The sequence below is a fragment of the Candidatus Seongchinamella marina genome (assembly GCF_026262685.1).
Taxonomy (GTDB): Bacteria; Pseudomonadota; Gammaproteobacteria; order Pseudomonadales; family Halieaceae; genus Halioglobus; species Halioglobus marinus.
This window is the reverse complement of the sequence record NZ_SHNP01000003.1, coordinates 455,936-482,158: the sequence shown is the minus strand read 5'-3', so window position 1 is coordinate 482,158 and position 26,223 is coordinate 455,936. Positions and strand designations below refer to the sequence as shown.

The 26,223-nt window shown below is 53.8% G+C and carries 22 protein-coding genes; 11 read left to right on the top strand and 11 right to left on the bottom strand.

All coding sequences use genetic code 11. From position 1 onward, the window contains the following. Positions 1 to 44 precede the first annotated feature (44 nt). From EYC87_RS10620 to EYC87_RS10610, 3 genes are read right to left on the bottom strand one after another with little or no spacing between them, the layout of a single operon-like run. Complete coding sequence (locus EYC87_RS10620; protein ID WP_279252846.1) at positions 45 to 1,244, bottom strand: acetyl-CoA C-acyltransferase; 1,200 nt, start codon at positions 1,242 to 1,244, stop codon at positions 45 to 47. After that, on the bottom strand, positions 1,241 to 2,482 hold the full coding sequence (locus EYC87_RS10615; RefSeq protein WP_279252845.1) for an acetyl-CoA acetyltransferase: 1,242 nt from the start codon (positions 2,480 to 2,482) through the stop codon (positions 1,241 to 1,243). The genes EYC87_RS10620 and EYC87_RS10615 overlap by 4 nt, the downstream gene beginning before the upstream one ends. Continuing rightward, positions 2,483 to 4,111 (bottom strand): class I adenylate-forming enzyme family protein, encoded by a 1,629-nt coding sequence (locus EYC87_RS10610; RefSeq protein WP_279252844.1) that lies wholly within the window; start codon positions 4,109 to 4,111, stop codon positions 2,483 to 2,485. Positions 4,112 to 4,202: 91 nt separating this feature from the next. Here EYC87_RS10610 and EYC87_RS10605 point away from each other — a divergent pair, with 91 nt between their 5' ends. Beyond that, a complete protein-coding gene (locus EYC87_RS10605; RefSeq protein ID WP_279252843.1) occupies positions 4,203 to 5,180 on the top strand; it encodes an LLM class F420-dependent oxidoreductase in 978 nt (325 codons plus the stop codon). A 112-nt stretch (positions 5,181 to 5,292) separates the two neighbouring features. Continuing rightward, complete coding sequence (gene ald, locus EYC87_RS10600; protein WP_279252842.1) at positions 5,293 to 6,411, top strand: alanine dehydrogenase; 1,119 nt, start codon at positions 5,293 to 5,295, stop codon at positions 6,409 to 6,411. A gap of 72 nt (positions 6,412 to 6,483) precedes the next feature. On the opposite strand, the gene EYC87_RS10595 is transcribed toward ald, so the two are convergent. Continuing rightward, positions 6,484 to 7,644, bottom strand: coding sequence for a CaiB/BaiF CoA transferase family protein (locus EYC87_RS10595; RefSeq protein ID WP_279252841.1), 1,161 nt, complete (start codon positions 7,642 to 7,644; stop codon positions 6,484 to 6,486). Then, positions 7,644 to 8,825, bottom strand: coding sequence for an acyl-CoA dehydrogenase (locus EYC87_RS10590; RefSeq protein WP_007229468.1), 1,182 nt, complete (start codon positions 8,823 to 8,825; stop codon positions 7,644 to 7,646). Before EYC87_RS10590 ends, EYC87_RS10595 begins: the two co-directional genes overlap by 1 nt. Before the next feature lie 165 nt (positions 8,826 to 8,990). Between EYC87_RS10590 and EYC87_RS10585 the strand changes: the two genes are divergently transcribed. The 6 genes from EYC87_RS10585 (at position 8,991) to EYC87_RS10560 (ending at position 17,646) form a co-directional block, all read left to right on the top strand. Next, the gene (locus EYC87_RS10585) at positions 8,991 to 9,893 is read left to right on the top strand and encodes a LysR family transcriptional regulator (RefSeq protein ID WP_279252840.1); all 903 of its coding nucleotides are present in this window, start codon (positions 8,991 to 8,993) and stop codon (positions 9,891 to 9,893) included. Positions 9,894 to 9,922: 29 nt separating this feature from the next. After that, positions 9,923 to 10,771 (top strand): LuxR C-terminal-related transcriptional regulator, encoded by an 849-nt coding sequence (locus EYC87_RS10580; RefSeq protein WP_279252839.1) that lies wholly within the window; start codon positions 9,923 to 9,925, stop codon positions 10,769 to 10,771. Then, positions 10,768 to 12,345: a tetratricopeptide repeat-containing sulfotransferase family protein gene (locus EYC87_RS10575; RefSeq protein ID WP_279252838.1), complete on the top strand. Its 1,578-nt coding sequence runs from the start codon at positions 10,768 to 10,770 to the stop codon at positions 12,343 to 12,345. The genes EYC87_RS10580 and EYC87_RS10575 overlap by 4 nt, the downstream gene beginning before the upstream one ends. 356 nt (positions 12,346 to 12,701) lie before the next feature. Further along, positions 12,702 to 15,188: a TonB-dependent receptor gene (locus EYC87_RS10570; RefSeq protein ID WP_279252837.1), complete on the top strand. Its 2,487-nt coding sequence runs from the start codon at positions 12,702 to 12,704 to the stop codon at positions 15,186 to 15,188. Positions 15,189 to 15,260: 72 nt separating this feature from the next. Further along, positions 15,261 to 17,132, top strand: coding sequence for an FAD-dependent oxidoreductase (locus EYC87_RS10565; RefSeq protein ID WP_279252836.1), 1,872 nt, complete (start codon positions 15,261 to 15,263; stop codon positions 17,130 to 17,132). Between the two features lie 67 nt (positions 17,133 to 17,199). Beyond that, positions 17,200 to 17,646 (top strand): cupin domain-containing protein, encoded by a 447-nt coding sequence (locus EYC87_RS10560; RefSeq protein WP_279252835.1) that lies wholly within the window; start codon positions 17,200 to 17,202, stop codon positions 17,644 to 17,646. A gap of 48 nt (positions 17,647 to 17,694) precedes the next feature. Here EYC87_RS10560 and EYC87_RS10555 read toward each other — a convergent pair whose 3' ends face one another. Continuing rightward, positions 17,695 to 19,044 carry a glutamine synthetase family protein gene (locus EYC87_RS10555; RefSeq protein ID WP_279252834.1) on the bottom strand — a complete coding sequence of 450 codons (1,350 nt, stop codon included), beginning with the start codon at positions 19,042 to 19,044 and terminating at the stop codon, positions 17,695 to 17,697. A 163-nt stretch (positions 19,045 to 19,207) separates the two neighbouring features. Here EYC87_RS10555 and EYC87_RS10550 point away from each other — a divergent pair, with 163 nt between their 5' ends. Continuing rightward, positions 19,208 to 20,572 (top strand): aminotransferase, encoded by a 1,365-nt coding sequence (locus tag EYC87_RS10550; protein WP_279252833.1) that lies wholly within the window; start codon positions 19,208 to 19,210, stop codon positions 20,570 to 20,572. Between the two features lie 105 nt (positions 20,573 to 20,677). Here the strand turns inward: EYC87_RS10550 and bfr (EYC87_RS10545) are convergent, their stop codons facing one another. From bfr (EYC87_RS10545) to EYC87_RS10530, 4 genes are all read right to left on the bottom strand, one after another. Beyond that, a complete protein-coding gene (bfr, locus tag EYC87_RS10545; RefSeq protein ID WP_279252832.1) occupies positions 20,678 to 21,148 on the bottom strand; it encodes a bacterioferritin in 471 nt (156 codons plus the stop codon). 26 nt (positions 21,149 to 21,174) lie between these two features. Then, the gene (bfr, locus tag EYC87_RS10540; protein ID WP_279252831.1) at positions 21,175 to 21,639 is read right to left on the bottom strand and encodes a bacterioferritin; all 465 of its coding nucleotides are present in this window, start codon (positions 21,637 to 21,639) and stop codon (positions 21,175 to 21,177) included. 90 nt (positions 21,640 to 21,729) lie between these two features. Beyond that, a complete protein-coding gene (locus EYC87_RS10535) occupies positions 21,730 to 22,110 on the bottom strand; it encodes a hypothetical protein (RefSeq protein WP_007229496.1) in 381 nt (126 codons plus the stop codon). Beyond that, the gene (locus EYC87_RS10530; protein ID WP_279252830.1) at positions 22,107 to 22,991 is read right to left on the bottom strand and encodes a LysR substrate-binding domain-containing protein; all 885 of its coding nucleotides are present in this window, start codon (positions 22,989 to 22,991) and stop codon (positions 22,107 to 22,109) included. Before EYC87_RS10530 ends, EYC87_RS10535 begins: the two co-directional genes overlap by 4 nt. A 96-nt stretch (positions 22,992 to 23,087) precedes the next feature. Here EYC87_RS10530 and EYC87_RS10525 point away from each other — a divergent pair, with 96 nt between their 5' ends. Both EYC87_RS10525 and EYC87_RS10520 read left to right on the top strand, forming a co-directional pair. Further along, the gene (locus EYC87_RS10525) at positions 23,088 to 23,861 is read left to right on the top strand and encodes a ferredoxin--NADP reductase (RefSeq protein WP_279252829.1); all 774 of its coding nucleotides are present in this window, start codon (positions 23,088 to 23,090) and stop codon (positions 23,859 to 23,861) included. A gap of 144 nt (positions 23,862 to 24,005) precedes the next feature. Further along, positions 24,006 to 24,590 (top strand): nuclear transport factor 2 family protein, encoded by a 585-nt coding sequence (locus EYC87_RS10520; RefSeq protein WP_279252828.1) that lies wholly within the window; start codon positions 24,006 to 24,008, stop codon positions 24,588 to 24,590. Between the two features lie 4 nt (positions 24,591 to 24,594). Here EYC87_RS10520 and EYC87_RS10515 read toward each other — a convergent pair whose 3' ends face one another. Next, a complete protein-coding gene (locus tag EYC87_RS10515; RefSeq protein WP_279252827.1) occupies positions 24,595 to 26,160 on the bottom strand; it encodes a SulP family inorganic anion transporter in 1,566 nt (521 codons plus the stop codon). Between the last annotated feature and the right edge of the window lie 63 nt (positions 26,161 to 26,223).

The following is a 26,223-nucleotide window of genomic DNA, read 5'->3' as shown; positions in this document are numbered from 1 at the left end:
ATCAGGCATCACTGACTACAGACTATGCCGCACGACCTACTTGTTTAGCGTTCGATCATCAATGCACTGCCGGCGCCTGCGGCGCCACTGGCAGCCACGATACCGCGGAACAGGTCTCGACGCTCCAATTCATCCAACAACACGCCAGCCATAATCGCCCCAGTAGCGCCCATTGGGTGGCCCAGGGCGATGACACCGCCATTCACATTGAGTTTGTCATCGGCAATTCCCAGGTCTTTCTGGCACTTCACCACCGTTGCGGCGAAAGCCTCATGCAGCTCAAACAAATCCACCTCGTCTGCACTCAAATTCTGTTGATTCATCAACTTTTCGGTAGCTGATACGCAGCCCGTCAGCACCTGCAGTGGATCAGCGTTAGCCGTCGCCGTGGCTACGATCTTGGCGCGCGGGACAATGCCCAACTTTTCACCGACAGACTTATCCCCCAACAGCAATAGCGATGCTGCATCCGCCATGGCCGGTGAATTGCCCGCCGTATGAACGTGCTCTATGACCGTAATGCCCGGATTTGAAGCCAGCTGAAATGCATCGACGCCCTTGCTGCCTATGCCAGCAAACGCGGGGGGCAATTCAGCCAATGCTTCTATCGTCGCGTTGCCACGAATACATTCGTCCTCGCTAACAGTGATGCCCTTAACCGGATTATAGATCGGCACGATGGATTTGAAGTAGCCCTGTTCTTTGGCATGCGCGGCCCGCTGCTGACTTTGCACCGCAATTGCATCTGCCTGCTCCCGAGTCACATCGTTCAGCGTGGCAATCAGGTCGGCACCGCTTCCCATCATCAGCATCTGGCACTGGGCCGCAAAAGCAGGGTCGATGAACGCCTTGGCCTGGTCGGAAAGGATAGGTACCCTAGACATCATCTCTATCCCGCCAGCGACAATCGCATTTTCCTGACCCGCTGCAATTTTCAGCGCACCAATGCTGATGGCGTCAATACTGGAAGAGCAAAAACGATTCACTGTCAGCCCTCCCACACTGCTGGGCCAACCAGCGAACATCACAGAAGTCTTGGCTATATTCGCCGCTTGCTCGCCATGCTGAGTAACGCATCCCAACAGCACATCACCCACCATGGCCGGGTCCAGCCCGGTGCGTTCCACCAGGCTGGCATATAAGCTTTTTAATAACTCATGCGGCAATAAATCATGCAGCCCGCCACTTTCTTTGGCTTTGGCCCGAGGTGAGCGAATGGCGTCATAGACGAATACGTCTTTCACGCACCTACCCCGACAACAAAACTGGCGCAAGTCGTAGTACTGCCGCCCATATTAAAGGTGATCATATTTTCTGCTTTGCTAAGTTGGTAAGGACCTGCACGACCCGTAACCTGACGCGCGCAGTCCAGCACCATGCGAACACCGGTAGCGCCCACCGGGTGGCCGAGGCCAATCAGGCCACCGCTGGAATTGATGGGAAAACTTCCGTCCTTGGCAATCCGGCCCTCCTCAATTGCCTTCCAGCTTTCACCCGGTGCAGTAAGCCCTGCGTGGTCGATCGCCATGTACTCGGTCATAGTGAAACAGTCATGGGTTTCCAATCCATCCAACTGGGCAGCACCTGCAAAACCCGCGCGTTGCGCTGCTTCCTGCAAACACTGGGCAGCATGAGGAAATACCAGTGGCGCATCTGCACTAATTTCTAGTTTGCGTGACAGCAGAATCGGAGCCGAACGATGGCCCCAACCCTTGATTCGGGGAATATCCCCCAGCGCCAGTCCATGTTTCGCGGCATATTCTTTCGCTTTGGATTCACTGGCAAGAATGACGCAGGCCGCGCCGTCGGTGATCTGACCACAGTCTTGTTTGCGCACCCGTCCCTCTATCACCGGGTTCAGCTCGTCATTACAACTAAACGCTCCTTGCGCAAACTCCCATTTGCGAGTTTGTGCTCGGGGATTGAGCTTTGCATTAGCGAAATTAATCTCGGCGATACTGTTCAGGTGATCAGCTTTGATCCCATAGCGGCGGTCGTATTCTTCGGTAAGGCGATCAAACATGTGGGGCCAGGGAAAATCGCAATCCTCTGGCGTTGCTTCCCGCCCATTCCAGGCTGCAGCGCCCAGGTATTCCGCGCCTGTTTTACCGTCTACATTACGCATCAGTTCCAGGCCCAGAACACAGGCCATTTGATAATGGCCTGCCTCTATGTCGCGCATAGCAGACATAATGGCGATGGAGCCAGATGCGCAGGCGGCCTCATGTCTGGAGGTGGGCAAGGCTGCCAGCTCAGGATATACCTGGCCAAAAAATCCGCCTAATAGTCCCTGGCGCGCAAACAATTCGCCGACAAAATTGCCCACATGGCCAACCTCGATCTCAGCGGGCTCAATATCCGCGTTGTCTACTGCTTCACGCAGAGATTCTTCAAACATTTCATAAATGCCCTTGCCCTCCCTCGCCCAATTGCGAGCAAAGTCAGATTGACTGCCTCCGAGTATATAAATATCACTGCTCATTCATGACTCCTGATTTTCAGTCAGCGCATCCTGCAAAACGAAGCGCTGAACCTTGCCCAGATGATTGCGTGGTAACTGCTTTATCACCTCGATACGTTCAGGTAATTTAAACTTGGCAAAACCCTGGCTCAGCAAAAACTGTTGCAGCTCCTCCAGCTTGGGCACTACTGCATCTGCCTGTAACACCAGCACTGCACAAATCTTTTCACCCAAGCGCTCATCAGGATAAGCGCAGACCGCGGCTTCAACAACCGCCGGATGATGTTCCAGTGCGACGTCCAGCTCCGCCGGTGAAACCTTCATACCACCTCGATTAATAATGTCTTTGCAACGCCCGACAATACGGTAGTAATTGCCGCTATCTCCGCAGATTTCCACCAGGTCGCCGCTGCGAAAATAACCATCTTTTGCAAACACATCCTGGTTATCTGAAGCATAGTAGCCATCGAAAACCGTAGCGCCACTAATCAGCAGTTCACCGCTTTCGCCAACCTCATCAAGCAGCTTACCCGAGGTCGGATCAGCAACCTTGGTTGCCACCAGTGCGCCCGATTCAGGCTTGCGGAACATGCTGGCGCGGACATCTGGCCCTGGCGCGGTCTCGGGTGTCGAGAACAGTGAAATGCCCTCATTGGATCCGTAAAAATTGACGATCGCTTTTTGGTAATCGCGGTCGAAGGTTTCGATCATGGAAGGCGCCAGTGGTGCTGACCCGGAACCTATTCTCCGCAGGGCGCTGAAATCAAATTGGCGCCACATCTGTGGGGTCTTGGCCAATTGATTCAACAGCGCCGGAGGCGCAATCGTAAAGGTGGCACTCTCATCCTGTAGTTGTTGCAAAAAAAGCGGTGGATCCAGCGGATGGTGAAGCACGATCGCGGCACCCACCAGTGCAGCCGGAAACAAGAAACCGCCCAGAGCCGCCATATTCACCAGCGGGAATGGATTTAGCAGAATATCTTCTCCCGTCATGCTACCGGCTTGCGCACTGCATCGGCCAGATGCCATCCACATATTATGCGAGCGCGGAACGCCTTTTGGCGTGCCGGTAGTCCCTGAAGTCCAGCAGATGCTCAAAATACGATTAGCATCATCCGCCGGTAAGGTCGCACCGATGCAAGGCTCGGAGGTATCAATCACAAGGTCACTGCCGAACTCCAGCACGCTGAGTCGAGGCAGCGCCTGACGCGCGCGGTTTGCCAATTCAACATTGCCCAGGCGTGGCATTGTTATCACGGTTTTGGCTTGTAATGCATCGGCAAGCATTTGCAGCTCGTGGCTGCCGTATTGCACCGGCACTGGCGAAACGATCAGGCCCAACATGGACGCGGCGTAATAAACCACCATCAATTCAGCCACATTGGGGAGCTGCACAATCACCGCCTCATCCTCGACCAGACCGAGTGCCCCGAACTGATCTGCCAAATTAGTGCTAGCTGCTTCCAGCTCAGCCCAGGTTAGACTCAGGGGCTCATCATCAGTGAGAACAGCCCGGTTAGGCTGGTCCTTGACGGCCAGGGCGCTAGGCTTGTCACCCGCGTTTTTCGCGAGCAGGGAATGCAATGTCTCGCTACCCCAATGACCACTTGCAGTCAGCTCATTTATTCTGTGTTCAGGTGAAGTTCTCATTACAGTAAACTGCGCTAAATTTGTACTTTTATAACAAGACTAAGAGTGAAGTATACTCTTTTTCATTCCAGCACATCGATAGGCAAAGGTCATGAAATTCAGTGTTGTCACCCCTCTTTGGCAAGACCGTCCAGCCGCAGAAAACCTGCAAGTCGCCAAGTTGGCAGACCGCCTGGGCTTCGAGGAACTCTGGATTGGAGAAATGGCAACCTATGATGCTTTCGCATTCGCCACCGCCGCAGGTTTGCAAACCAAGCACATTCGACTGACAGTCGGCCCGCTATCTGTTTCGGTGCGCACGCCCATGACCATAGCAATGGGAGCTGCCTCTGTTGCGGACATCACTGGCAGGCGCACCGCCGTCGCGTTGGGCGCCTCGAGCGTTGTCGTCGTTGAGGAGTGGCACGGACGAGACCGCACCCGCACTGCCACTCACCTTGCTGAAAGCGCACAAATTCTGCGCGCATTACTGGCAGGTGAAAAGACTGACTTTAGCGGTGAATGCGCTAGCAGCAAAGGCTACAAACTGCGTCTGGATGCAGTTGAAGGACCAATAACAATTGCAGCGTTCGGACCCGCAGCGGTTCGGGCAGCGGCCCGTCACGCTGACCGCATGCTACTAAATATGGTGACGCCTTTGAGTGTTGCCGCCTTGCGCGACCAACTTATCCGCGCCGCCGAAAAAGCAGGTAAGGCGACACCTGAGATCGCTATTTGGCTACCCTGCGCGGTCAACCCGCAGCGCGAAACTATCGACCAACTCAAGCGAGGTATTGTTGGCTACCTTGCCGCACCCGGCTATGCCGAGATGATGATGCAAGCAGGCTTCGAGGACTTGGTAAATTATGCTCGCACGCGCCCCCACCCCCGCGAGCTCCTTGCTGCAATGCCCGATAAACTAATCAGTGCCATTGGACTGGTGGGAGACCTGTCAGCAGTTCAGGCGCGTGTGGATGAATACCGCGACGCCGGCGCTGGAGAGATATGCCTGGTGCCCGCTACCGCCGGTGATGAGTTCGGCCGGCAAACACTAGAGATCATGAAATCACAGCTTGGCCAGTCCCACTGACACTACCCCTTTGGAGTAATCGTTTAGCTTTTGCTTTCCAGTAAACTACGCCTCATTCGCGAATAGCGACACTTCATAAAGCAACAACTAAACAGAAAAAGAGGCTCAGGCAATGTTAGTAGGCGTACCCAAGGAAATTAAAACTTTGGAGTTTCGTGTCGGTTTGACCACAGGGTCGGCCGAGGAACTCGTGCACCACGGTCACCAGGTCATCGTACAAAGCGGCGCTGGCGAGGGCATAGGCCTTTCTGATCAGATGTATCGCGATGCGGGTGCCGAAATCGTCGCCACCGCAGAAGAGATTTTCGAGCGCTCTGACATGGTCGTCAAGGTCAAGGAGCCGCAACCCAACGAGTGCAAAATGCTGCGTGAAGGACAGGTGCTATTCACCTATCTCCACCTTGCTCCTGATCCCGAGCAAACCAAACTGCTCAAAGATTCCGGTTGTATTGCTATCGCCTATGAAACAGTGACCGATGACAATGGCCATCTACCACTGCTATCGCCGATGAGCGAAGTTGCCGGCCGCATGTCTATTCAGGCCGGTGCCCACGCACTCGAAAAGCACAAGGGAGGCTCAGGCATGCTGCTGGGTGGCGTGCCGGGTGTAGAGGCGGCGAGGGTTGTTGTTATCGGCGGTGGCGTTGTCGGCACCAATGCCATTCGCATGGCAATGGGCATGGAGGCGCATGTCACAGTTCTGGATCGCTCGCTGGCTCGCCTGAAGGAACTCGATTTCCAGTTTGGCTGTATGCTCAACACCATTTATTCGACCCGGGAAGCTTTGTGGAAACACGTCACCACTGCCGACCTCGTTATTGGTGCAGTACTCGTACCGGGAGCAGCAGCACCAAAGCTGGTGACCCGTGAAATGCTGGCAGCCATGCGTCCGGGCTCGGTCGTCGTTGACGTTGCTATCGACCAGGGTGGGTGTTTCGAAACCAGCCGCGCAACCACCCACTCAGACCCCACGTATGTCGAAGAAGGTGTGGTGCACTACTGCGTCGCAAACATGCCAGGCGGCGTGGCACGCACTTCCACTTTTGCCCTCAACAATGCAACCCTGCCCTACACCCTGGCACTGGCGGACAAGGGTTATAAGGAGGCACTAACCGATGACGTCCATTTGCGTCGCGGGTTGAACGTGCACTGCGGCGACATCACCTACCAAGCGGTAGCCGACGTTCTGGGCTATGACTATGTTTCAACCGAAAACATATTGGGGCTTTAATAAGAACGCAGCCCCAGTGAGGCGGACGCGGGACGAAGACGACGTCGATCGCAAAAGCCGCGCGAGCTAAGCCTACAGAAAATCCTCATTGTGCTGCCCCAGCGTGGGCGGCGCTTGGCGATACTCCACGGGTGTGCGCGACAATTTGATGGGGTTACCCGCCAGCTGCAATTTACTATTAAGCGGGTGGTCCAGATTGACCTGCATACCTCGGGCCTGAATCTGCGGCTCTGCGAACACCTCTCCTACCGAATTAATGGGACCCGCCGGCACGTTGGCGGCTTCCAGTAAAACAATCCAATCCGCTTTATCCCGCTCCAGCATTTTGACCTGCAACAAGGGCACCAATGCATCGCGATTCCCAACCCGGTCGCGATTGGTCTGAAAGCGCTCATCATCGGCCAACTCAGGCGCGCCTATCACTTGGCAGTAACGGCGGAACTGGCCGTCGTTACCAACCGCCACGATCAGATAACCATCTTTGGCCACAAAGCTCTGGTAGGGAACGATATTGGGGTGGGCATTGCCCAACCGGGCTGGATTCAGGCCGCCAACCAGATAGTTGGTGGCCTGATTGGCCAAAGTGGCGGCGGTGACATCCAGCAGAGCGAGATCGACATGCTGTCCAAGTCCGGACTGGGCCCTGTCTGCCAGCGCTGCCTGAATTCCGATCACCGCATAAAGGCCGGTCATGATATCGGTGAGTGCAACTCCGACTTTTTGCGGGCCAGCGCCGGGCTCGCCATCGGCGGCTCCGGTGACACTCATCAGGCCACCCATGGCTTGCACCAGAAAATCATAGCCCGGGCGATTTGCCAGGGGGCCATCCTGACCAAAGCCGGTGATGGAACAATACACCAACCCCGGATTGAGCTCTGCCAGCGTGGTGTAATCCAGACCGTATTTAGCGGCGCCGCCGACCTTGAAATTTTCAATGAGCACGTCACAGTCTCGCGCCAGCTCTCGCAACTTATCCTGGCCCTCCGCGGTACGCATATCAATACATACAGACCGCTTGTTACGATTGGCACACATAAAGTAAGCCGACTCTTCAGTCGCGTGCCCATGCTCATCTTGCATATAGGGAGGGCCCCATTGGCGGGTATCGTCTCCCCCCTGGGGATTTTCTACCTTGATGACTTCAGCGCCCAAATCCCCAAGGACCTGACTGGCCCAGGGGCCGGCAAGAATGCGGGACAAGTCCAGCACCTTGATATGCGACAGAGCACCCATTAGAAGGCTGGAATATCAGTCTGGGTGCGGCCCAGTATCAAGGCATGCACATCGTGGGTGCCCTCATAGGTATTGACGACCTCAAGGTTAACCATGTGCCGCATAATCGGATACTCGTCTGAAATACCGTTGCCACCGAGCATGTCGCGAGCCGTGCGGGCTATGGCTAAAGACTTACCGCATGAGTTGCGCTTAATCAGGGAAATAAGTTCCGGCGCAATGTCGCCCGCATCCATCAACTGTCCTGCTCGCAAACAACCCTGCAGCGCCAGACTAATCTCGGTCTGCATGTCAGCCAGCTTCAACTGCACCAGTTGCTTGGAGGCCAGCGGCACACCAAATTGCTTGCGCTCCATGGTGTATTGTCGAGCCGCATGCCAGCAGGTTTCAGCGGCGCCAAGGGAACCCCAAGCGATACCGTAACGAGCGTTATTAAGGCAGCCGAATGGACCCTTCAGACCCTCCACGTTGGGCAGCAGGTTTTCTTCCGGGACGAAGACCTCGTCCATGACAATCTCCCCGGTAACCGAAGCGCGGAGCGCTAGCTTGCCTTCTATTTTTGGGGCGGACAATCCATCCATGCCCTTCTCCAGAATGAAGCCGCGAATCTTGTCATCATCAGTTTTTGCCCAAACCACAAACACATCGGCAAAGGGGCTGTTGGTAATCCACATCTTGGCGCCGCTCACGCTGTAACCACCATCCACACTGCGAGCGCGTGTCACCATGCTGCCCGGGTCAGAACCATGATCCGGCTCGGTCAAGCCAAAGCAGCCAATCCATTCACCAGTCGCCAATTTTGGCAAATACTTCTCTCGCTGGCTTTCATTGCCGTAGGCATCAATGGGGTACATCACCAGGGAGGACTGCACGCTCATCATAGAGCGGTAGCCAGAATCGACCCGCTCAACCTCTCGCGCGACCAAACCGTAGGAGATGTAATCTACACCCGGACAGCCATAGCCCTCGATAGTGGACCCCAATAAGCCCAGTTCGCCCATTTCCCTAAAGATGGAAAGGTCTGTTTCCTCCGCGCGAAAAGCGTCCCTGACTCGGGGGAGCAACTTCTCCTGGGCATACTGCCTGGCGCTCTGCTGCACCATACGCTGCTCGTCGGTGAGCTGCTGATCCAGCAGAAAAGGGTCCTGCCAATTGAGTTTTTGCCACTTTTTGCCGGCCATCGGGCTCGCTCCACGGTTGATACGAATAGCCGCTGAGGATAACAGGGGGCAATTAATATATATAATATATATATTTAATGAATAATATATACACGGTATATTAATCAGCGTGAGCCTGTAGTTGCCTGATAGCGGCGCTAGTGGACTCCCGCCGCGAGGCTGCAAATGAAGACGGAAACCCTGACGAGGAGAGCATCGGGAGTGGATTTACGCAAACTTGAAATTTTTGCGGCGGTTGCGCAATGCGGAGGCTTTAGTGCCGGAGCGGAGCAGCTGCACATGGCGCAGCCAGCGGTCAGTATTGCGGTCCGCAAACTGGAGGACTCTCTTGGTGTCACCCTGTTTGATCGCAGTAGCCGGAGTATCGCGCTGACGGCCGAAGGAGAGCAACTTCTGGGCCGTGCGCAATCGATCTTGCAGCAGGTGCAGGACCTGGCCCAATCCGCCGGTGACCTCTCGGATCTGCTGCGAGGTGAGCTGAGCATTTCCTGTCCCTCCATGCTGGCGACCTACTTTTTACCTGACCTGCTCAGTGGCTTTCTTACCGAGCACTCTGGCCTTACTGCATCGGTTATCCAAGCGGGTACCACTCAAATCGAAGAAATGCTGCTACGTGATGACATTGAACTGGGAGTGACTACCACAAGCGGCACCGAAGACCTGGAGCGATTGCCATTAATCAAAGAGCAAATGGTGGTCTGCGTGGCTGAGAATCACCCATGGGCACAGCGCAGTCACCTAAACACACAAGAGCTACACAACACTCCCATGGTAGTTTATGAGAGCGGTTACTTTATTCGGGCACAGCTGGATCAATTGTGCCGGGAGGCAGCGGCGGAGCCGGAGCTGCGCCTGCAAAGTAACTTCCTGCCTCTGCTGGTAAGGATGGTTAAGCAGGGCATTGGGGTTACGGTCGGCCTGCGCACCATGGCAGAGCAAGAGCCCGGCATAGCAGGCATTCCTCTGACTCCCGGTGTTGAAGTACCCATGGCCCTGGCCAAACGAAAAGGTAGAACCATCTCCCGCGCCAATCAGGCGTTTTTAGATTGGGTCGCTTTGCAGTTATGATGTGAGCTTTCCGGTTATGTGCTTTTCCAATGCCCACACTTAATACCTTTAGTGGCCACCTGGCCAAACTGATTCCCGCAACCGGTAGTGCTAACTTTCCGGCAATGCTGGTAGACATGCTGCGCAATCTGGTTCCCGTTGATGACGCCAGTATTATCGTCTACCCAAACACTGATTTGCCGATGGTAGAATACTTTGAGGTCCATGAGGACTCTGGAAAATCCACCCTGGATGTCTTCATAAAAGGTGCTTTTCTGTTGGACCCCTACTACCTCGCGGCCACCGCCAGCCAAAAATTCGGCGTTTTCAGACTACGGGAGCTTTCCCCCACGGGCTTCAAAGACAGCGAGTACTACAAGGCCTGGTACCGAAATTGCGGTTACCAGGATGAGTGTGGCTTTGTTATTCCTACGTCAGGCGAAGGCTTCGTCAATATTGCACTGGGCAAAACCGCAACTCGTGCCAGCTTTAGCAAACGTGAGCGCACCCTGCTTGCCGATGTCTACCCCACTGTTGAGGCGCTCTGCCAACAGCACTGGAAGCAGTCAGATGAAGTAGACAGCGGGATCAATTTAAGGGCACAACTGAACAGTGCGCTGCAATCCTTTGGTTCAAGTTTGCTGACAGAACGCGAGACGCAGGTTATCAACCTGGTCCTTCATGGACACAGCACCAAAACCGTAGCGGAAAAACTATCTATCTCCATGGAGACTGTGAAACTCCATCGCAAGCACGCCTACGCCAAACTGGAAGTATCCTCTCAGGCTGAGCTTTTCTACTTGTTTCTCGACTCTGTGATGAGCGCCAAAGACTATGAAGGCGGTGACACCCTGGTGGCGTATATGCAACCACCCGAAAAACGGCCCCGATCTCTATGAACCAGCCTTGGATGCAAAAAACGCTAAAGGAAGGCTTTAATCACCTGTCTGCAGGCCGCCTTAACGAAGCAGGCGACTGCTGTCGGCGACTGTTGGAGTCAAAACCAGATTTGGTAGAGGCACACTTCCTGGTTGGCCTCATTGCGCTGGAGCTCAAGCAGAACTGGCACGCAGTCAGCGCTTTTGGCTCGGTCACCAAGCTACAGCCCGATAACGCTGCGGCCTGGGCCAATCTCGCCAGACTGTTCATGCAGGCTGGGCAGCCCGCAAGAGCAGACTCTGCACTTGAAAAAGCAGCCGCATTAAACGATGAAAACCCAATAGTCATGGATTTGATAGGGACCGTTTACGGACTGTTGGGCGATCAGATCGAAGCGGGAGAGTGGATTGGACGCGCACTGCAAAAGCAACCGGATAGCATTCAGTTCCTGATCAACCAGGCAAATAATCATATGTTTCTCGACAAGATGGATGAAGCCGAGAAACTCCTGGGCCAAGCGCTTGAGCTGAGACCGGAAAATCCCAATGCGCACTGGTTGCTGTCAGGGCTGCGCAAGGCAACAGATCGCTCGCACATTGAATTGCTGGAGCAACTTGCCCAGCAAGAGGGCAAAAATCAAAGGGCGCTGGCTTTTCTCTATTACTCGATAGGTAAAGAGTCGGAAGATATAGAGGACTGGGACAATGCTTTTGATGCTTTCGCCCGCGGAGCACAAGCGCGGCGCAGCACCATAGATTTCGACGAGCAGGCAGAAATTGAAATGTACGACGCATTTGCTGCTACTTTCACCAAAGAATGGCTAGAACAGGGCGGCGACGGCCACGATGATCCCTCTCCAATCTTCGTGGTTGGACAGCCTAGAACCGGTACCACCCTGGTTGAAAGAATTATCACCAGCCACTCACAGGTTCACTCTGCCGGCGAGCTGAAGCAGTTTGGTAATTGCCTGCGCCGACTCGCCAACTACCAGGAGCCCAAGCGACAGTCTGCCAAACTTGCCGAGCTCGCTGCTGACGTGAACCCCAACCAACTCGGAAAAGCGTACATGCAGACCACCGCAAAAATGCGCGGTTCACAGCCCAGATTTGTAGATAAGCTGCCTCCGAACTATTTGTATATACCATTGATTCTCAAGGCCCTTCCAAATGCCAGAATAGTTCACTTGCGGCGCGATCCGATGGACGCCTGCTTCTCCAGCTTCAAACAATTATTTGCAGACGCTTATCCTCACTCGTATGACCAACAGGAGATGGCGCGCCATCACGCACGCTACTATCATTTAATGGACACTTGGCGTGAACGCTTTAGTGGCAGGTTCTTTGACATTTCGTATGAAGACACCGCGCAGAACCTGGAGCCCAACGCGCGCAGACTTATCGAGTTTCTCGGTCTTGGCTGGGAAGACGCCTGTCTGGACTTTCACTCACAAAAAGCAGCCGTGACAACGGCTAGCGTGGTACAGGTCAGAGAACCCGCACACACCCGCTCAGTCGGACGCTGGCGTCGCTACCAGGATAAGCTCACCGAAATGCAGCAAACGCTCACAGAACAAGGCGTGCCTTTGCAGCAGTAGAAAACAGCGCACAGTAGCCGGCCTTTGGCTGCTGACCGACGCCTATTCCAATGATCCACATAAATTGCAGCGCATCTCTTTTAGGCGTAGCCTTAACCCTGTGCGAGCTATCAATCGCCCCTTGTCTAATGCAATTTTAGAGGGGCTAACCCTTTCGGGGGGCAGTCAGCAGCGGGGTCATATGCGATCCTGTTGGTGAATACTTGAAAACTCCGAGTATTCAAGGCCTACAAAGCCGGAAGAAATACGTAGCTGAGACGCGTAAAGATGAGAAGTTAAAGTATCAAAAGTTCCACCTTAAACACCTTTCGAGGCGTTGATACTGAAGCATGATAGATAACATGCGGGAGAAAAAAATGACGAAGCAACAGCACAACACGAAAGCGAGCGATCGCAAGTTCACTACGATACCGCACCGATCAAGCCGTTCTACCCGTAGCATTTTAGCGCAGGCGGTTTCTGTGGCAGTGCTAGCCGGATTGGGCACAGAATCCTTGCAGGCACAGCAGCTTGAAGAAGTCATCGTGACTGCTACCAAGCGTGCAGAGTCAGTAATGGATGTGCCGATTTCCATCACCGCCATGTCCGGAGAAGATATCCGCGCGGTTAACCTCACCGACGTGAAAGACCTGATTGCTTTCACACCAGGCATCAGCGGCAACAGCAAAGACAGCTTTCTCGACTTCGTCAGCGTTCGCGGCATCCGCACCATCGACTTTGGCAACGGCGGCGATCCCTCAGTCAGCCTTTACAAAAACGGACTGTACCAGGGCCGAAATGGCTCCGCGGTGTCGACCCTGTATGACATAGATCGAGCCGAAGTGCTGCGTGGCCCCCAGGGCTTCCTGTTCGGCCGGAATTCCGTCAGTGGCGCAATGAATATCATCACCACGAAACCGAACGTGTCGGAAATGGAAGGCTACGCGCAGCTCGATGTGGGTGAGCGCGACCTGATCGCGTTTGAAGGTGGTATCAACCTCCCCATTTCTGACAATGCCGCCGTCCGCATAGCCGGCTATCATTCTCAAGAAGACGGCTATGTCGAAAACGATTTCGGCGGACCCGATCTCATCGACTACGAAAACCAGGGACTGCGAATTACCGGCCGCTGGGAGACCGATAACCTGACCGCTGACTTGATGATTGAATATGAAGATCGCGATCAGTTTGGCACTGTTTACCGCGCCACTGGCGAGGGGGATGCATTCCTCGTCGACCAGACTCGCATCAACGGCGGCGAAGTAATTTCCCTGTCCAGAGACGGACGCACAGTCAACAACGATAATTCGCTACAACCTACTGATGAGGCTGAAATATTCTCTGTCAGCCTAATGATCGATTACGATATGGGCTGGGCAACACTGACCTCCCTGACCGGCTACAAAGACCACGACTACCTGTACGTGGAAGATTACGACGCCCTGCCCACAGTAACCTTTAACTACGGCCAGGACCAATCCGGCGACTATTTTGAACAGGAACTTCGACTCAGCTCAAATGATGACGGACCCCTGGGATGGTACGCGGGTGCATCCTATTACCAGGAAGATATTGAAACTGTGTTCCTGGGCCAACAAGAGGAAGATGTCTACTGTCTCGGCTACTGGTTCAACACCTGCCAGGATATGTTCGATTACTACAACTATCTGGATGACTACAATGGTAACACCTACTACTGCGACTATTATCTGGATTACTACTTCTCCAGCTGCGACTGGAGCGGCTCAGCCGATGGACTGATCAATGACAGGAACCGTATAAAAGGCAAGTACGAAGGTTACTCAGCTTATGTTGATCTGCGGTATGAGTTCACCGACGCTTTTGATATGAATTTCGGCGTGCGCTACAGCTACGATGAAAAAGAGTTCTCGCAAGAAGTTTTGCAGGACTCTGGAAACTCACTGCTTGCCTACAAAGCACAAACTGGCTTTTCTACACCTGAAGGGGCGCTATCCGATAAACAGGACTGGAATGATACGACTTGGCGAATTGTTGCCAACTATCGACCAAACGAAGACACCCTGATATTCGCTAGCGTTGCAACGGGCTATAAGTCCGGAGGTTTTGGCAGTTTCAACATCGAAGGGCCAGGAGCCGATGGCTGCCCATTTGGCCTCTGCGTCGGGCTGCCCGGCTCTGAAGCGCCCGGTGATTTCGGCCCGGAAACGGTCATTTCTTACGAACTTGGTTACAAAGCGACCCTGTTCAACGGTCGCTCGCAATTAGCAACCACCGCGTTTTATTACGAGTATGAAGATCTCCAGGCGATCTTCTCTGAAGGCCCCAAGCAAATTGTTGATAACGTGGGTGAGCTTGATGGTTACGGCCTCGAGTTGGAACTCAGCACTGCAATCACAGATAACCTTACTCTGCGAGTGGGAGCATCCTGGCTTGAAACCGAAGCCACCGGAATTCAGGCTTTCTGCGGCGCAGGGGAAGTTCTAGACCCCGTCAAAGGAGCCGACCACTGTGAAGGCAATTCTATTCCGTGGGCACCAAAGTACACAGCGTTTGCAGTTCTGAACGGTGTCTACCCCGTCGGCGATAGCGGCGGTGAAATGTTCGGTACCCTGTCATGGTCCTGGGAGGACGATATTCGGGGAGACTGGCCAGACGAAAGCCTGATTTACCAGCGCATAGCAACCCTCAACCAGACCGACATAGTTCTGGGTTATCGACAGAGTGGATGGAGCGCCGCCGGCTATGTAGAGAATGTGTTTGATGATGTCTGGTATGACGGCAACTACGCCGACGATCCGACACCAGGAACCATTTACGCTCAACACGCCTTTGGGCCAGCGCGACCAAGAACCGTCGGTGTGCGACTCGGTTACGACTTTTAACCCAGGTCGGCTATTGGCATATTTCTTAAGATCACTCCCTCGGCACAATTCGTGCCGTAGGGAATGGGTCGCATGACGAAACCGCGCCTGCTCTCACGCAGGGATTTTGTAAGTGGGGTTGCCTTGGGCGCAGCCGCACTTAACATGACCCCATTAGAGGCGGTAGCGGAAGGCCTGCTACCCTCGAGTGCCATTGGACCTGGCTATTATCCGCCGGGTCTCACCGGCCTGAGAGGCAGCAACAAGGGCTCTTTTGAAACTGCCCACGCCGTTGCGCGCGAAGGCAGATCTTTTTCAATCCCTAAACAGCAAACTGAGAAGACTTACGATCTTGTGGTTGTAGGCGCAGGAATATCCGGACTTTCGGCGGCGAAATTTTTCCGCGATAAGCAGGAAACACCCGGCCGCATTCTCGTGCTTGATAACCACGACGACTTTGGCGGGCATGCCAGGCGCAATGAGTTACAAGCGGATGGTGAAACGCTTATTGGATTCGGCGGCAGCCAAACCATAGATACGCCCTCTGACTATTCTCCAGTGGCCAGGCAACTGCTCAAAGACCTGGCCATCGATCTCGATCGTTTCTATGATTATTTCGATCAGGCTTTTTTCAAACGACGCGAGATGGGCGCGGGTCTGTACTTTGATGAAGCAACCTATGGCGAACGCAAAATCGTTGCAAATCCGTTGGCCTCCGAAACAATGACTCAAAGTCAACTGCTCACAGCGATTAACGAGATGCCAATCCCCAGCGCCGATCGCAAGGCTTTTCTCAAGTTGCTTGCGGGCGGCACTGACTATTTAGAGGGCATGAACAAGATAGAAAAAGAGGCCCTGTTACGCAACATCAGCTACCTAGAATTTCTTGAAACCCATGCTGGCGCTCCTGAAAGTGTGCGAGAAATCATTCGTGACAGCTTCCTGCCCATGATCGGCGTTGGTTGGGAAGCGGCATCAGCGTGGGAAGCGAAGGAATATGACTTTCCTGGCACAGCAGACCTGGGTCTGGACGAAGCAGATTACGCAGAAAGAGAAGAACCGTACATTCATCATTTTCCGGATGGCAACGCCAGCGTCGCCAGAGCGCTGGTTCGCAATCTGATACCGCAAGCGCTACCAGGTTATGGAATGGAAAGCCTGGTGACTGCGCGAGCTGATTATACTGCCCTGGACGCGACAGATTCCGGTGTTCGAATTCGCCTAAACAGCACCGTAGTGAGAGTTCAGAATATTGCTGATGGGGTAGATATCACCTACGTCAACAATGACCGCAGCTACCGAGTTCGCGCGAAACATGTGGTAATGGCTTGCTACAACGCTATCATCCCTCACGTCTGCCCAGAGTTGCCGCCCGCCCAGGCCGAGGCGATCGGCTATGCAACCAAGATTCCTTTTGTCATTGGTAGCTTCGCAATTCGTAGTTGGCAGGCTTTTGCAGACGCCGGGTTTTACAAAATATATACGCCGGGGGATGCTATGTTCAAATACCTGCATCTGGACTTCCCAGTCAGCATGGGGGGCTACCAATATTCACAAAACCCCGACCAGCCCGTCGTAGTATCTGCCTGGTATTCGCCCAGAGAGCGAGGATTGACTAACATCCAACAATACAAGGCGGGGCGAGCTAAATTACTGCAAATGTCTTATCAGGACTTCGAAGATGATATCTTCAACCACTTCGATGGCATGCTGGGTCCACACGGTTTTGATGCACAACGAGACTTTTCAGCAATCACGCTGAACCGTTGGCCCCACGGCTACGCCTACGAATTTGAAGGTATCGGCGTGCCGACAGAGTACGATCGCTACAATGGCCCGCATATAGCTGGTCGTGCACAGATAGGCCGAATTTCTATCGCCAATTCAGATTCAGAGGCCTACGCCTACGTTGATGGCGCCATAGATGCTGCTTATAGAGCAGTTAACGAACAACTTCAGGCGTGACGCTAATCACTGACGTTTCTATCGATCAACTGCGACTTATTGCTTAACTGCTTTGGAATAGTACAAGATGAAAAGAATACTGATTTCACTGGCGCTTCTCACTTTCACGGTCAGTTCTTTTGCGGCAGATCATAGTGTCGTGCTACCGGCAAAAATATCCGCCGCAGAAATCGGCGGCGCAATATTTGAGCGCGAAGACATGGCACAACAGGCCCATGAAGACGGCCATGTAACCCAGGATGTAACGAGCCTGTTGTCCAGCGATAAAAAATTCGCATCGGGCATGTATACCTCGGGCAAAACTCGATCTGAAATTAGTGAGCCCTATGGCGTTGACGAATTCATGTACTTTATTTCCGGCGGCGTTACCCTGACATCAAGCGATGGCAGCGTGCAAAAAATCGAAGCTGGCGAAGCCGTCACCATTCCCAAAGAGTGGACAGGCATCTGGGAAACAGAAGGCTATAGCAAGATCTGGGTGATTTACTCGGCAGATGGCTCCGGTCTCGAGTAACGAATACCTGCGACAGACTTTGCGAGGCGCAATGAGCCGCTTACTAAGCTATAAGCAGGCGTCGTACTCTAACGGGGTTACTTGACCGTCAAAAGCGTCCAGTTCCTGTTGCTTGAGAATTGTAAACACCTTTTGGAATTCGGCCCCCAGATAGCTGGCAACATATTCTGATTGCTCAAAACACTGCAACGCGTCTGGCCAGTAGCGAGGTAAGTTTGCGGGCACCTGCTCGTAGGCATTCCCCTCGAGGGGTGCGGGGGCCTCCAGTTTACTTTCGATCCCATGCAACATACCCGCGAGAACCCCGGCCATGACCAGATACGGATTGGCATCCGCTCCAGCGACCCGGTGTTCGAGACGAGTGGCTGCTGGTGAATCGGCAGGAACACGGACCGCGACAGTACGATTCTCATAGCCCCAGGTAGGCGCCATAGGTGCGTGAGTTCCGCGGCGAAAACGACGGTAGGAGTTCAGGTTAGGCGCGAACAGCAGCATGCTGTCAGCCATCATATCCAGGCACCCAGCGATCGCCTGCCGCAATAAAGGGGTACCTGCTGCGCTGCCGTCATCGAACATATTGTTGCCATCTTTATTTACCAGACTGCAATGCACATGCATGCCATTACCCGCAATGTCACCAAATGGTTTGGCCATGAATGTGGCTATCAGGCCATGCTTCTTGGCCACGCCCCGAATGACTCGCTGCAGCATGACCGCCTGATCTGCTGCAATGAGGGCATCATTGGTATGATAGAGATTGATCTCGTACTGGGAGGGTGCGGACTCCTTGATCAGGGTATCTACCGGCAAACCCTGGGCATGACAGGCGTCACGAATTTCGTGCATTAACTCGGCTTCGTCCTCCATCAGGTCGATACCATAAGTTTGCCCGGCACCCAGCGAACCACCCACTCGATCCTGTTGAGTATGAATAGGACGACCGACACCGTCCTCCTCTGGATATAAAAGGTGAAACTCCATTTCACTGGCCATGACCGGGGTTAACCCCAGACTATCAAAGCGGTCCATCAAGCGCTGGAGCATGTAGCGAGGATCATAGGAGCAAGGTGAGCCGTCAATATTGTTCATCGACATCAGCACCTGACCGGTAGGCCGCTTTAGCCAAGGTGCGGGGAACAGGGTCCGCTGGTCCGGCGCGCACCAGCCATCGCCGTCACCACTGTCAAACACCCATTCTTGTGCATCTCTGCCCCATACGTCGAAAGCCAGGGTACTGAGGGGCATTTTCAGGCTGCCAGCCATCACTTTACCAATCTTGTCCCGAGTCACCCATTTGCCGCGCAGACCCCCACATAGATCCATCAACATCACTTCGAAGATTTCGATATCCGGATATTGGTCGAGGAAAAGATGCAATCTGTCGTTATTCTCGGACATTTCAATTTCCTTTATCCCCGGTTAAAACACCACCTTTGGGGTAATTTCTTGAGCGAATCACTATGCCACACTATTTAACAACGATGTGCCAACCCCGGCCATACCACTTCAGGGTATAGCAACAGCGCCATACACGATGCGTTCCAAAAGGGAGAGCAGTAACATGAACATGCAAGCCACCACCGGCAACCTTGAGCAGCTGGATCAATCCCACTACCTGCACCCATTCACGGACTTCAGGGACTACGCAACGAACGGCGGCAGGATTTTTTCCCGCGCCGAGCACATTTATATCTATGACAGTAATGGCCACAAGATGCTGGACGGTATGTCTGGGCTCTGGTGCTGCAACCTGGGTTATAGCCAGCCGGCTATTGTTGAAGCCGTCACCGAGCAAATGCACAAGCTGCCTTATTACAACAGCTTTTTCCAGTGCGCCAATGAGCCGGCAATCGAACTGGCAAAGGCATTGGTAGACATCACCGAAGAGCGCTTCAATCACGTGTTCTTCACTAACTCCGGCTCTGAGGCCAACGACACCAACCTGCGACTGGTCAGCCGCTACTACCAGGTGCAGGGTCGCCCCGAGAAAAAGCACATTATCAGTCGCAACAACGCTTACCACGGTTCCACTATTGCCGCCGCCTCGCTGGGTGGCATGAGTGGCATGCATGAGCAAACCAACGGCCTGGACTATGTTCACCACATCGACCAGCCGCACTGGTTTGCAGTAGGCCCGGACGAAGACCCCAATGAATTTGGCCTGCGTGTTGCACGGCAGCTGGAGGAGAAAATCGATGAACTGGGTGAAGACAATGTCGCCGCATTCATCGCCGAGCCTGTACAGGGCGCCGGTGGCGTTATCATTCCTCCGGATTCCTACTGGCCAGAAGTTCAGCGAATTTGTGACGAGCGCGACATTCTGCTCATCGCAGACGAAGTCATCTGTGGCTTTGGTCGCACCGGCCAGTGGTTTGGCTCAGAAACCTACGGTATTAAGCCCGACCTGATGACCTTCGCCAAAGCTGTCACTAATGGCTTCCAGCCCCTGGGCGGCGTCATGGTGAGTGACAAGGTTGCTGACGCTCTGCTTTCCAGTGAAGGCGAATTCACCCATGGCCTGACCTACTCAGGCCATCCGTCCGCAGCTGCCGCGGGCGTGGCTACGCTAAAGATACTGCGTGAGAGCAATATCATTGCCGACGCTGCCAACAAGCTCGCCCCGCACTTCCAGGGACGCTTGCAGGAACTGGCAGATCACCCACTGGTTGGCCAGGTGCGCGGTCGCGGCATGTTTGCCGCCGTTGAGCTGGTGAAAGACAAGGCTTCCAGGGAGAAGCTTGCTCCGGAATCTGCGGGCGCCGTATTCTGTCGCAACACGGCTAACGAGCTGGGGTTGATGGTGCGCCAAACCGGCGATGCGATGATTATGGCTCCACCTTTGGTATCCAGTATCAGCGAGATTGACTCGCTGGTCGATATGCTGGTCCAGTCAATAGACCTGACGGCGACGCATTACGGCGTGTAATTGCGCGCGCAAGCTGCCAACATTCAAAACGCGCTTGTAGCTTGAACAAACTAAAGCGCCCCATGCTGGAGCCCTCCATCAGACTTCGGTGATGGGGCGCGGTGATTAACTCATCTGTGACTGCAGATAGTTCTGTAAACCCACCTTGTCAATCAGCCCCAACTGCTTTTCGAGCCACCAAGTATGATCGACCTCGGTGTCTTCAAGCAGCTTTTCCAGTATTTCACGGCTGTGATAGTCCTGTTCGCTCTCACACACCTTGATCGCGTCTTTTAAAGCCTGGTCAACGGCCAGCTCTACATTCAAGTCATTCTGCAACATCTCGGGCACAGTTTTACCGACCTGTAACGGCGGGCGCGTCGTCATATCCGGCGTTCCCTCGAGAAAAAGCATGCGTTCAATAAGCGCTGCGGCGTGACCTTTTTCGTCATCAAACTCGTGTTCGATCCGCTCAAATAACTTCTGCAGTCCCCAGTCGTCGTACATCCGCGCGTGAATAAAATACTGGTCCATGGCGGCCAACTCCCAAGCCAGCAACCCGTTCAACTCGGCAATTACTTTATTACTGCCTTTCATGGTGACGTCCTCCTTTAATGCTGGGTTCAGATCTGCGCCTGCAGGTAGTTTTCCAGACTGGTATTTTCAATCAGATACTGCTGCGTCTCAATCCAGTCTACGTGACTCTCTTCATACTCGAGTATTTCCTCAAGCAAATCGCGACTGACAAAATCCTGCACTTGCTCACAACAGGCAATCGCCTCCCTGAGCAAGGCGAGCTGCTCCAGCTGGAAGGCCATATCGCATTGCTGCATTTCCACCGTATGCTCGCCGATTCGCACCTTTTCCAACTGCTGTAAATTGGGGAGGCCTTCCAGAAAAAGGATGCGCTCAATAAGTTCGTCCGCTTGTTTCATATCCTTGATCGACTTCTTGTAATTCTTTTCATTCAAGGCTTCCAGCCCCCAGTTGCGAAACATCCGGGCGTGCAGAAAATACTGATTAATGGAGGTCAGTTCCAGAGTGAGAACCCGGTTCAGGTAGCCAATAATTGTTCCATCACCTTTCATAATCCAATCCTTCTTGGCGAGTAAATGAAGCGAAGCGCTGCTTTAAAGTATAGAGACAATGCGCAAACGAGCCAAAATTGATTGCACATGTCAGCGCTTGGCCTCGATTTCTTTCTCCGCGCTTTGATCCTGGTTCCGAGAGGCGTCGGCCGCCATTCGTCCTACTGTCTCAATGGCTTGATCCATGGTTTGGTGCCCTTTGTTCTGGTATTGATCAAAGAGATTGATAAAGCGGTCAGACCGGCGCCCCAGCACCATCAAGCGCAGATACAAACTGTCTTCCACGGCGGGCTTGCGAATCCAGTCGAGGAAAAAAACCAACACGCTGAGTGGGCTCATCAGCAGGTCCCGAAATGCGTCAGCGCCGAGTTTCAACTGGAATACCAAAAGATGCTTCAGGGCTCGACCAAAGTTTACCTGGGCTTTTGAGTCTTCTGGTTCATCAAAAAATTGAGTTTTGTTCTTCTTCATTGGGCGGTTTCCCTGCAAAGTGACAGCCACCTTTCCAGTGTAGCTGTGTGAAATTTATCACGCTGCAATATCAAATTTAGCTGACGACTGAAATCACGGTGCGGAATACTCAAGGGAATTAGCGAGCCCCGCTGAAACGCTTCCTTAAGACTGATCTTGGACAGGCAAGCGACGCCCAGGCCCGCCTCTACAGCGCGCTTGATGGCCTCCGTATGTTGGAGCTCCATCGATATATCTAGATCGGTGAGGATGCCGTGCATGGCGCGCTCAAACGCCTGGCGCGTGCCCGAGCCCGATTCACGCATAATCCAGCGCTGACTCATCAACTGGTCGTCAGATACCTGCGACACTCCCGCTAATGGGTGTCCAGGGGCGGCGAAAACCTGTAGCTCGTCTTCGCGCCAGTGGATTGTTTCCAGTTGAGGGTGATTCATCTCGCCCTCGATCATGCCCAGGTCCAGCTCAAAGTCCGCTACCTGACGCGCTATGGTTTTTGTATTTGCTACCTGCAGTGCCACATCGGCCTGAGTGTATCGCTCGCGAAAGACGGCGATCATTGGCACGGCGAGGTAATTGCCGATGGTCAAGGTTGCACCGACGCGCAAGGCACCGCTGCCCTCCTCAGTGCTTAAAGCGGCCTCAAAGTCTTGCGCCTGGGCGAGTAATCTTTCGGCCTGGGGGCGAACCTGGCGGCCCAGCTCACTCAGCTGCAAGCGCTTGCCCAGACGATCGAACAGCTGCACTTCAAACTGCTGCTCTAACTCCTTCAGGGAGCCACTGGCAGCAGATTGGGACATGGCTAAGGACTCAGCGGCGCGACTGACGTTCTCAAATCTGGCGGTCGCCAAAAACACTTGTAGCTGGCGAAAGGTGAATCTCATATCTATTTTTCCGATTAATAAAATCGAATATATCTGTTTTACAGTTTATAGGCCAGCGGTTATTCTGGTTAGCATTAACACCACAGGTACAGAGCAATGGCATCACTGCTGCGTGAACAGGTGACCGAAGTACACCACTGGACTGACAGTTTGTTCAGCTTCAAGACGACCAGGAATCAAGGCTTTCGCTTCAAAAATGGCTTTTTCACCATGATTGGACTCGAACACGAGGGCAAGCCGCTGATGCGAGCCTACAGCCTGGCCAGCGCCAATCATGAAGACGAGCTAGAATTTTTCAGTATCAAAGTGCCGGACGGACCACTGACCTCAAAGCTGCAGAACATTCAGCCAGGCGACGAGCTACTGGTGAACAGCAAGGCCACTGGCACGCTGATTCCTGACAACCTGCTGCCCGGGAAAAACCTCTACTTGATAGCGACCGGAACCGGGCTGGCACCTTTCCTCAGCATTATCCGCGACCCTGAGATTTACGAGATCTACGACAAGGTCATCCTCACCCACGGTTGTCGCGAAGTGGAAGAACTGGCCTATCAGGAGCTCATCACCGAACACCTGCCCAACCATGAGTATCTTGGCGAGGATGTGCGCGACAAGCTCATTTATTACCCCACAGTCACCCGGGAGAAATACGTCAACAATGGCCGCCTGACTGACCTGCTGCGCATTGGCAAGCTGGAAAAGGACATAGGACTGTCTGCCATTGATCCACAAAACGACCGCTTCATGATTTGTGGCAGCCCCAGCATGCTCAAAGACATCGGCAAGCTGCTGGATAGTCGCGGCTTCCGTGAGACCCGCAACGGTGAAGTCGGCGAGTACGTCATCGAACGGGCCTTTGTCGAAAGCTGACGCCGGCAGTTCCCTGCAAGCTCTCTTCGCGGCCAGACCGCGAGCGCTGCAGTCAATAGTATTGGCTGCAATGGCGGTTGTCAGCGCGCGGCGCCCGCATTACCTTGTTACTTCAAGCAAACCATTATTGCCGGGAGAAGGCTGATGTCAGAGACACGTCAAAAGCTCAACAAGGAAAACATGGGAATTGGCGAAGGATTGCCCCTGCAAGCCTCCGCAGGGGGCATGGAGGAGTTGCGCAAAGACATACAACGCCTGATGGATATGGAAGCCATCAAACAGCTGAAGCATGCCTATTTTCGCTGTATCGACACTGCCAACTTCGAAGAATTAGCCACCTTGTTCCATGACGACGTTCAGGTGGATTTCAAGGGCGGCAACTACCACCTGCAATACAACGGCAAGCAGGAGTATGTGACAGGAATGGAGCAGTCATTCACCAAACAGTCCATTGGCCAGCATCATGGTCACCATCCTGAAATTCAAATGCTCTCGGAAACCGAAGCGACTGGTATCTGGTATCTGGAAGACAAGTTCTGGGTGATAAACCACAAGTACTACACCACCGGCACACTGCTGTACTGGGATCGTTACGTAAAGGAAAACGGGAAGTGGCTGATCAAGGACACCCGTTACGAGCGACTTTACGAGTTCAGCGAACAGTTGTCCGAAAAAGTTAAGCCCAGTTCACACTACCTGGGCGTACACGGAACCGAGCCGCAGTCTTAGTGCACTAGCCCAGCGCGTCTTCTGCCACAAAGTATTTCGGGTCCTCGATCACGTTGACTTCAACGAGGTTGCCCGCCTTGCGCAGTAACTGCTTGCACTCACCCGACAAATGCACAAGGTGCAGGATCTTGCCAGAATTGAGGTAGCGCTCTGCCAATGTATCAATGGCCTCGAGCCCTGAGTGGTCACACACTCGAGACCCTGCAAAATCGATCACGACGTCTTCGTTGGATTCACCGGGATCAAACTGCTCCAGAAATGAAGTGACCGAACCGAAGAAGAGAGGGCCGGACACCGCATACACAGTAGAGCCCTTATGGTCTTCCCGAGCCTGAACGTTGATCTGCTTGGCGTGCTCCCAGGCAAATACGAGCGCCGACACAATCACACCCACAACAACCGCAACCGCAAGATCTGTGGCTACGGTGACCGCTGAGACCAGAATAAGAACCAGCGCGTCAGACTTGGGTACCTTGCGCAGCACTCGGAAGCTACTCCATTCGAAGGTCCCTATTACAACAATAAACATCACGCCGATCAGTGCGGCCAGCGGAATCTGCTCGATCAACGACGAGGCAACCAGAATAAAGGCCAGTAAGAACAAGGCCGCTGAGATACCTGACAGACGGCCGCGACCCCCGGAGTTCACATTGATCATGCTCTGGCCGATCATTGCGCAACCACCCATGCCACCGAAGAAACCAGTGGCCACGTTGGCCACGCCCTGACCCACGCACTCTTTATTGCCACGCCCGCGAGATTCCGTGATTTCATCCACCAGACGCAATGTCAGCAAGGACTCAATTAACCCAATGGCAGCAAGAATGACCGAGTAGGGCAAAATAATAGTAAATGTCTCCCAGGTTAGAGGGACCATAGGGATATGAAACTCAGGCAAACCACCGCTTATTGATGCCACATCACCCACAACTTTGGTGTCGAGACTAAGACCAACCACCAGCAGGCTAACCACGACGATAGCCACCAGCGAAGAAGGGATCGCCTTAGTCAGACGGGGTAGGAAGTGGATGATCGCCATAGTCAGCGCCACAAGCCCCAGCAACATGTATAGCTGCTGGCCCTCTAACCAGGCGACATCAACGATGCTGCCTTCCATAAAGGTCCCTGCCAGCCACCCTGCTTCACCGGGATTGCCAAACTGGCCCAACTGGGCAAGAAAAATTACGATCGCCAGGCCATTCACAAAGCCCAGCATGACCGGATGGGGCACCATCCGGATAAACTTACCCAGGCGCATAGCGCCCGCCGCAATCTGTAAAACACCCATAAGGACTACGGTCGCAAACAGGTACTCAACCCCATGGTCGGCAACTAGTGCCACCATCACTACCGCTAGCGCTCCCGTTGCCCCGGAAATCATGCCGGGGCGACCGCCGATGCAGGCGGTGATAAGGCCCACCATAAAGGCAGCGTACAAGCCCACCAGCGGCTGCACGCCAGCCACAAACGCAAACGCGACTGCTTCCGGCACCAGTGCCAGGGCCACTGTCAGGCCGGACAAAACGTCATTTTTAACGGTCGAGACTTTGCTCGGATGAATCTCAAACATCGCAATTCTCACCTAAAGTTTGCTGTAACGTGCCATCAGGCACGTGGAGTCAGGAACCGATCG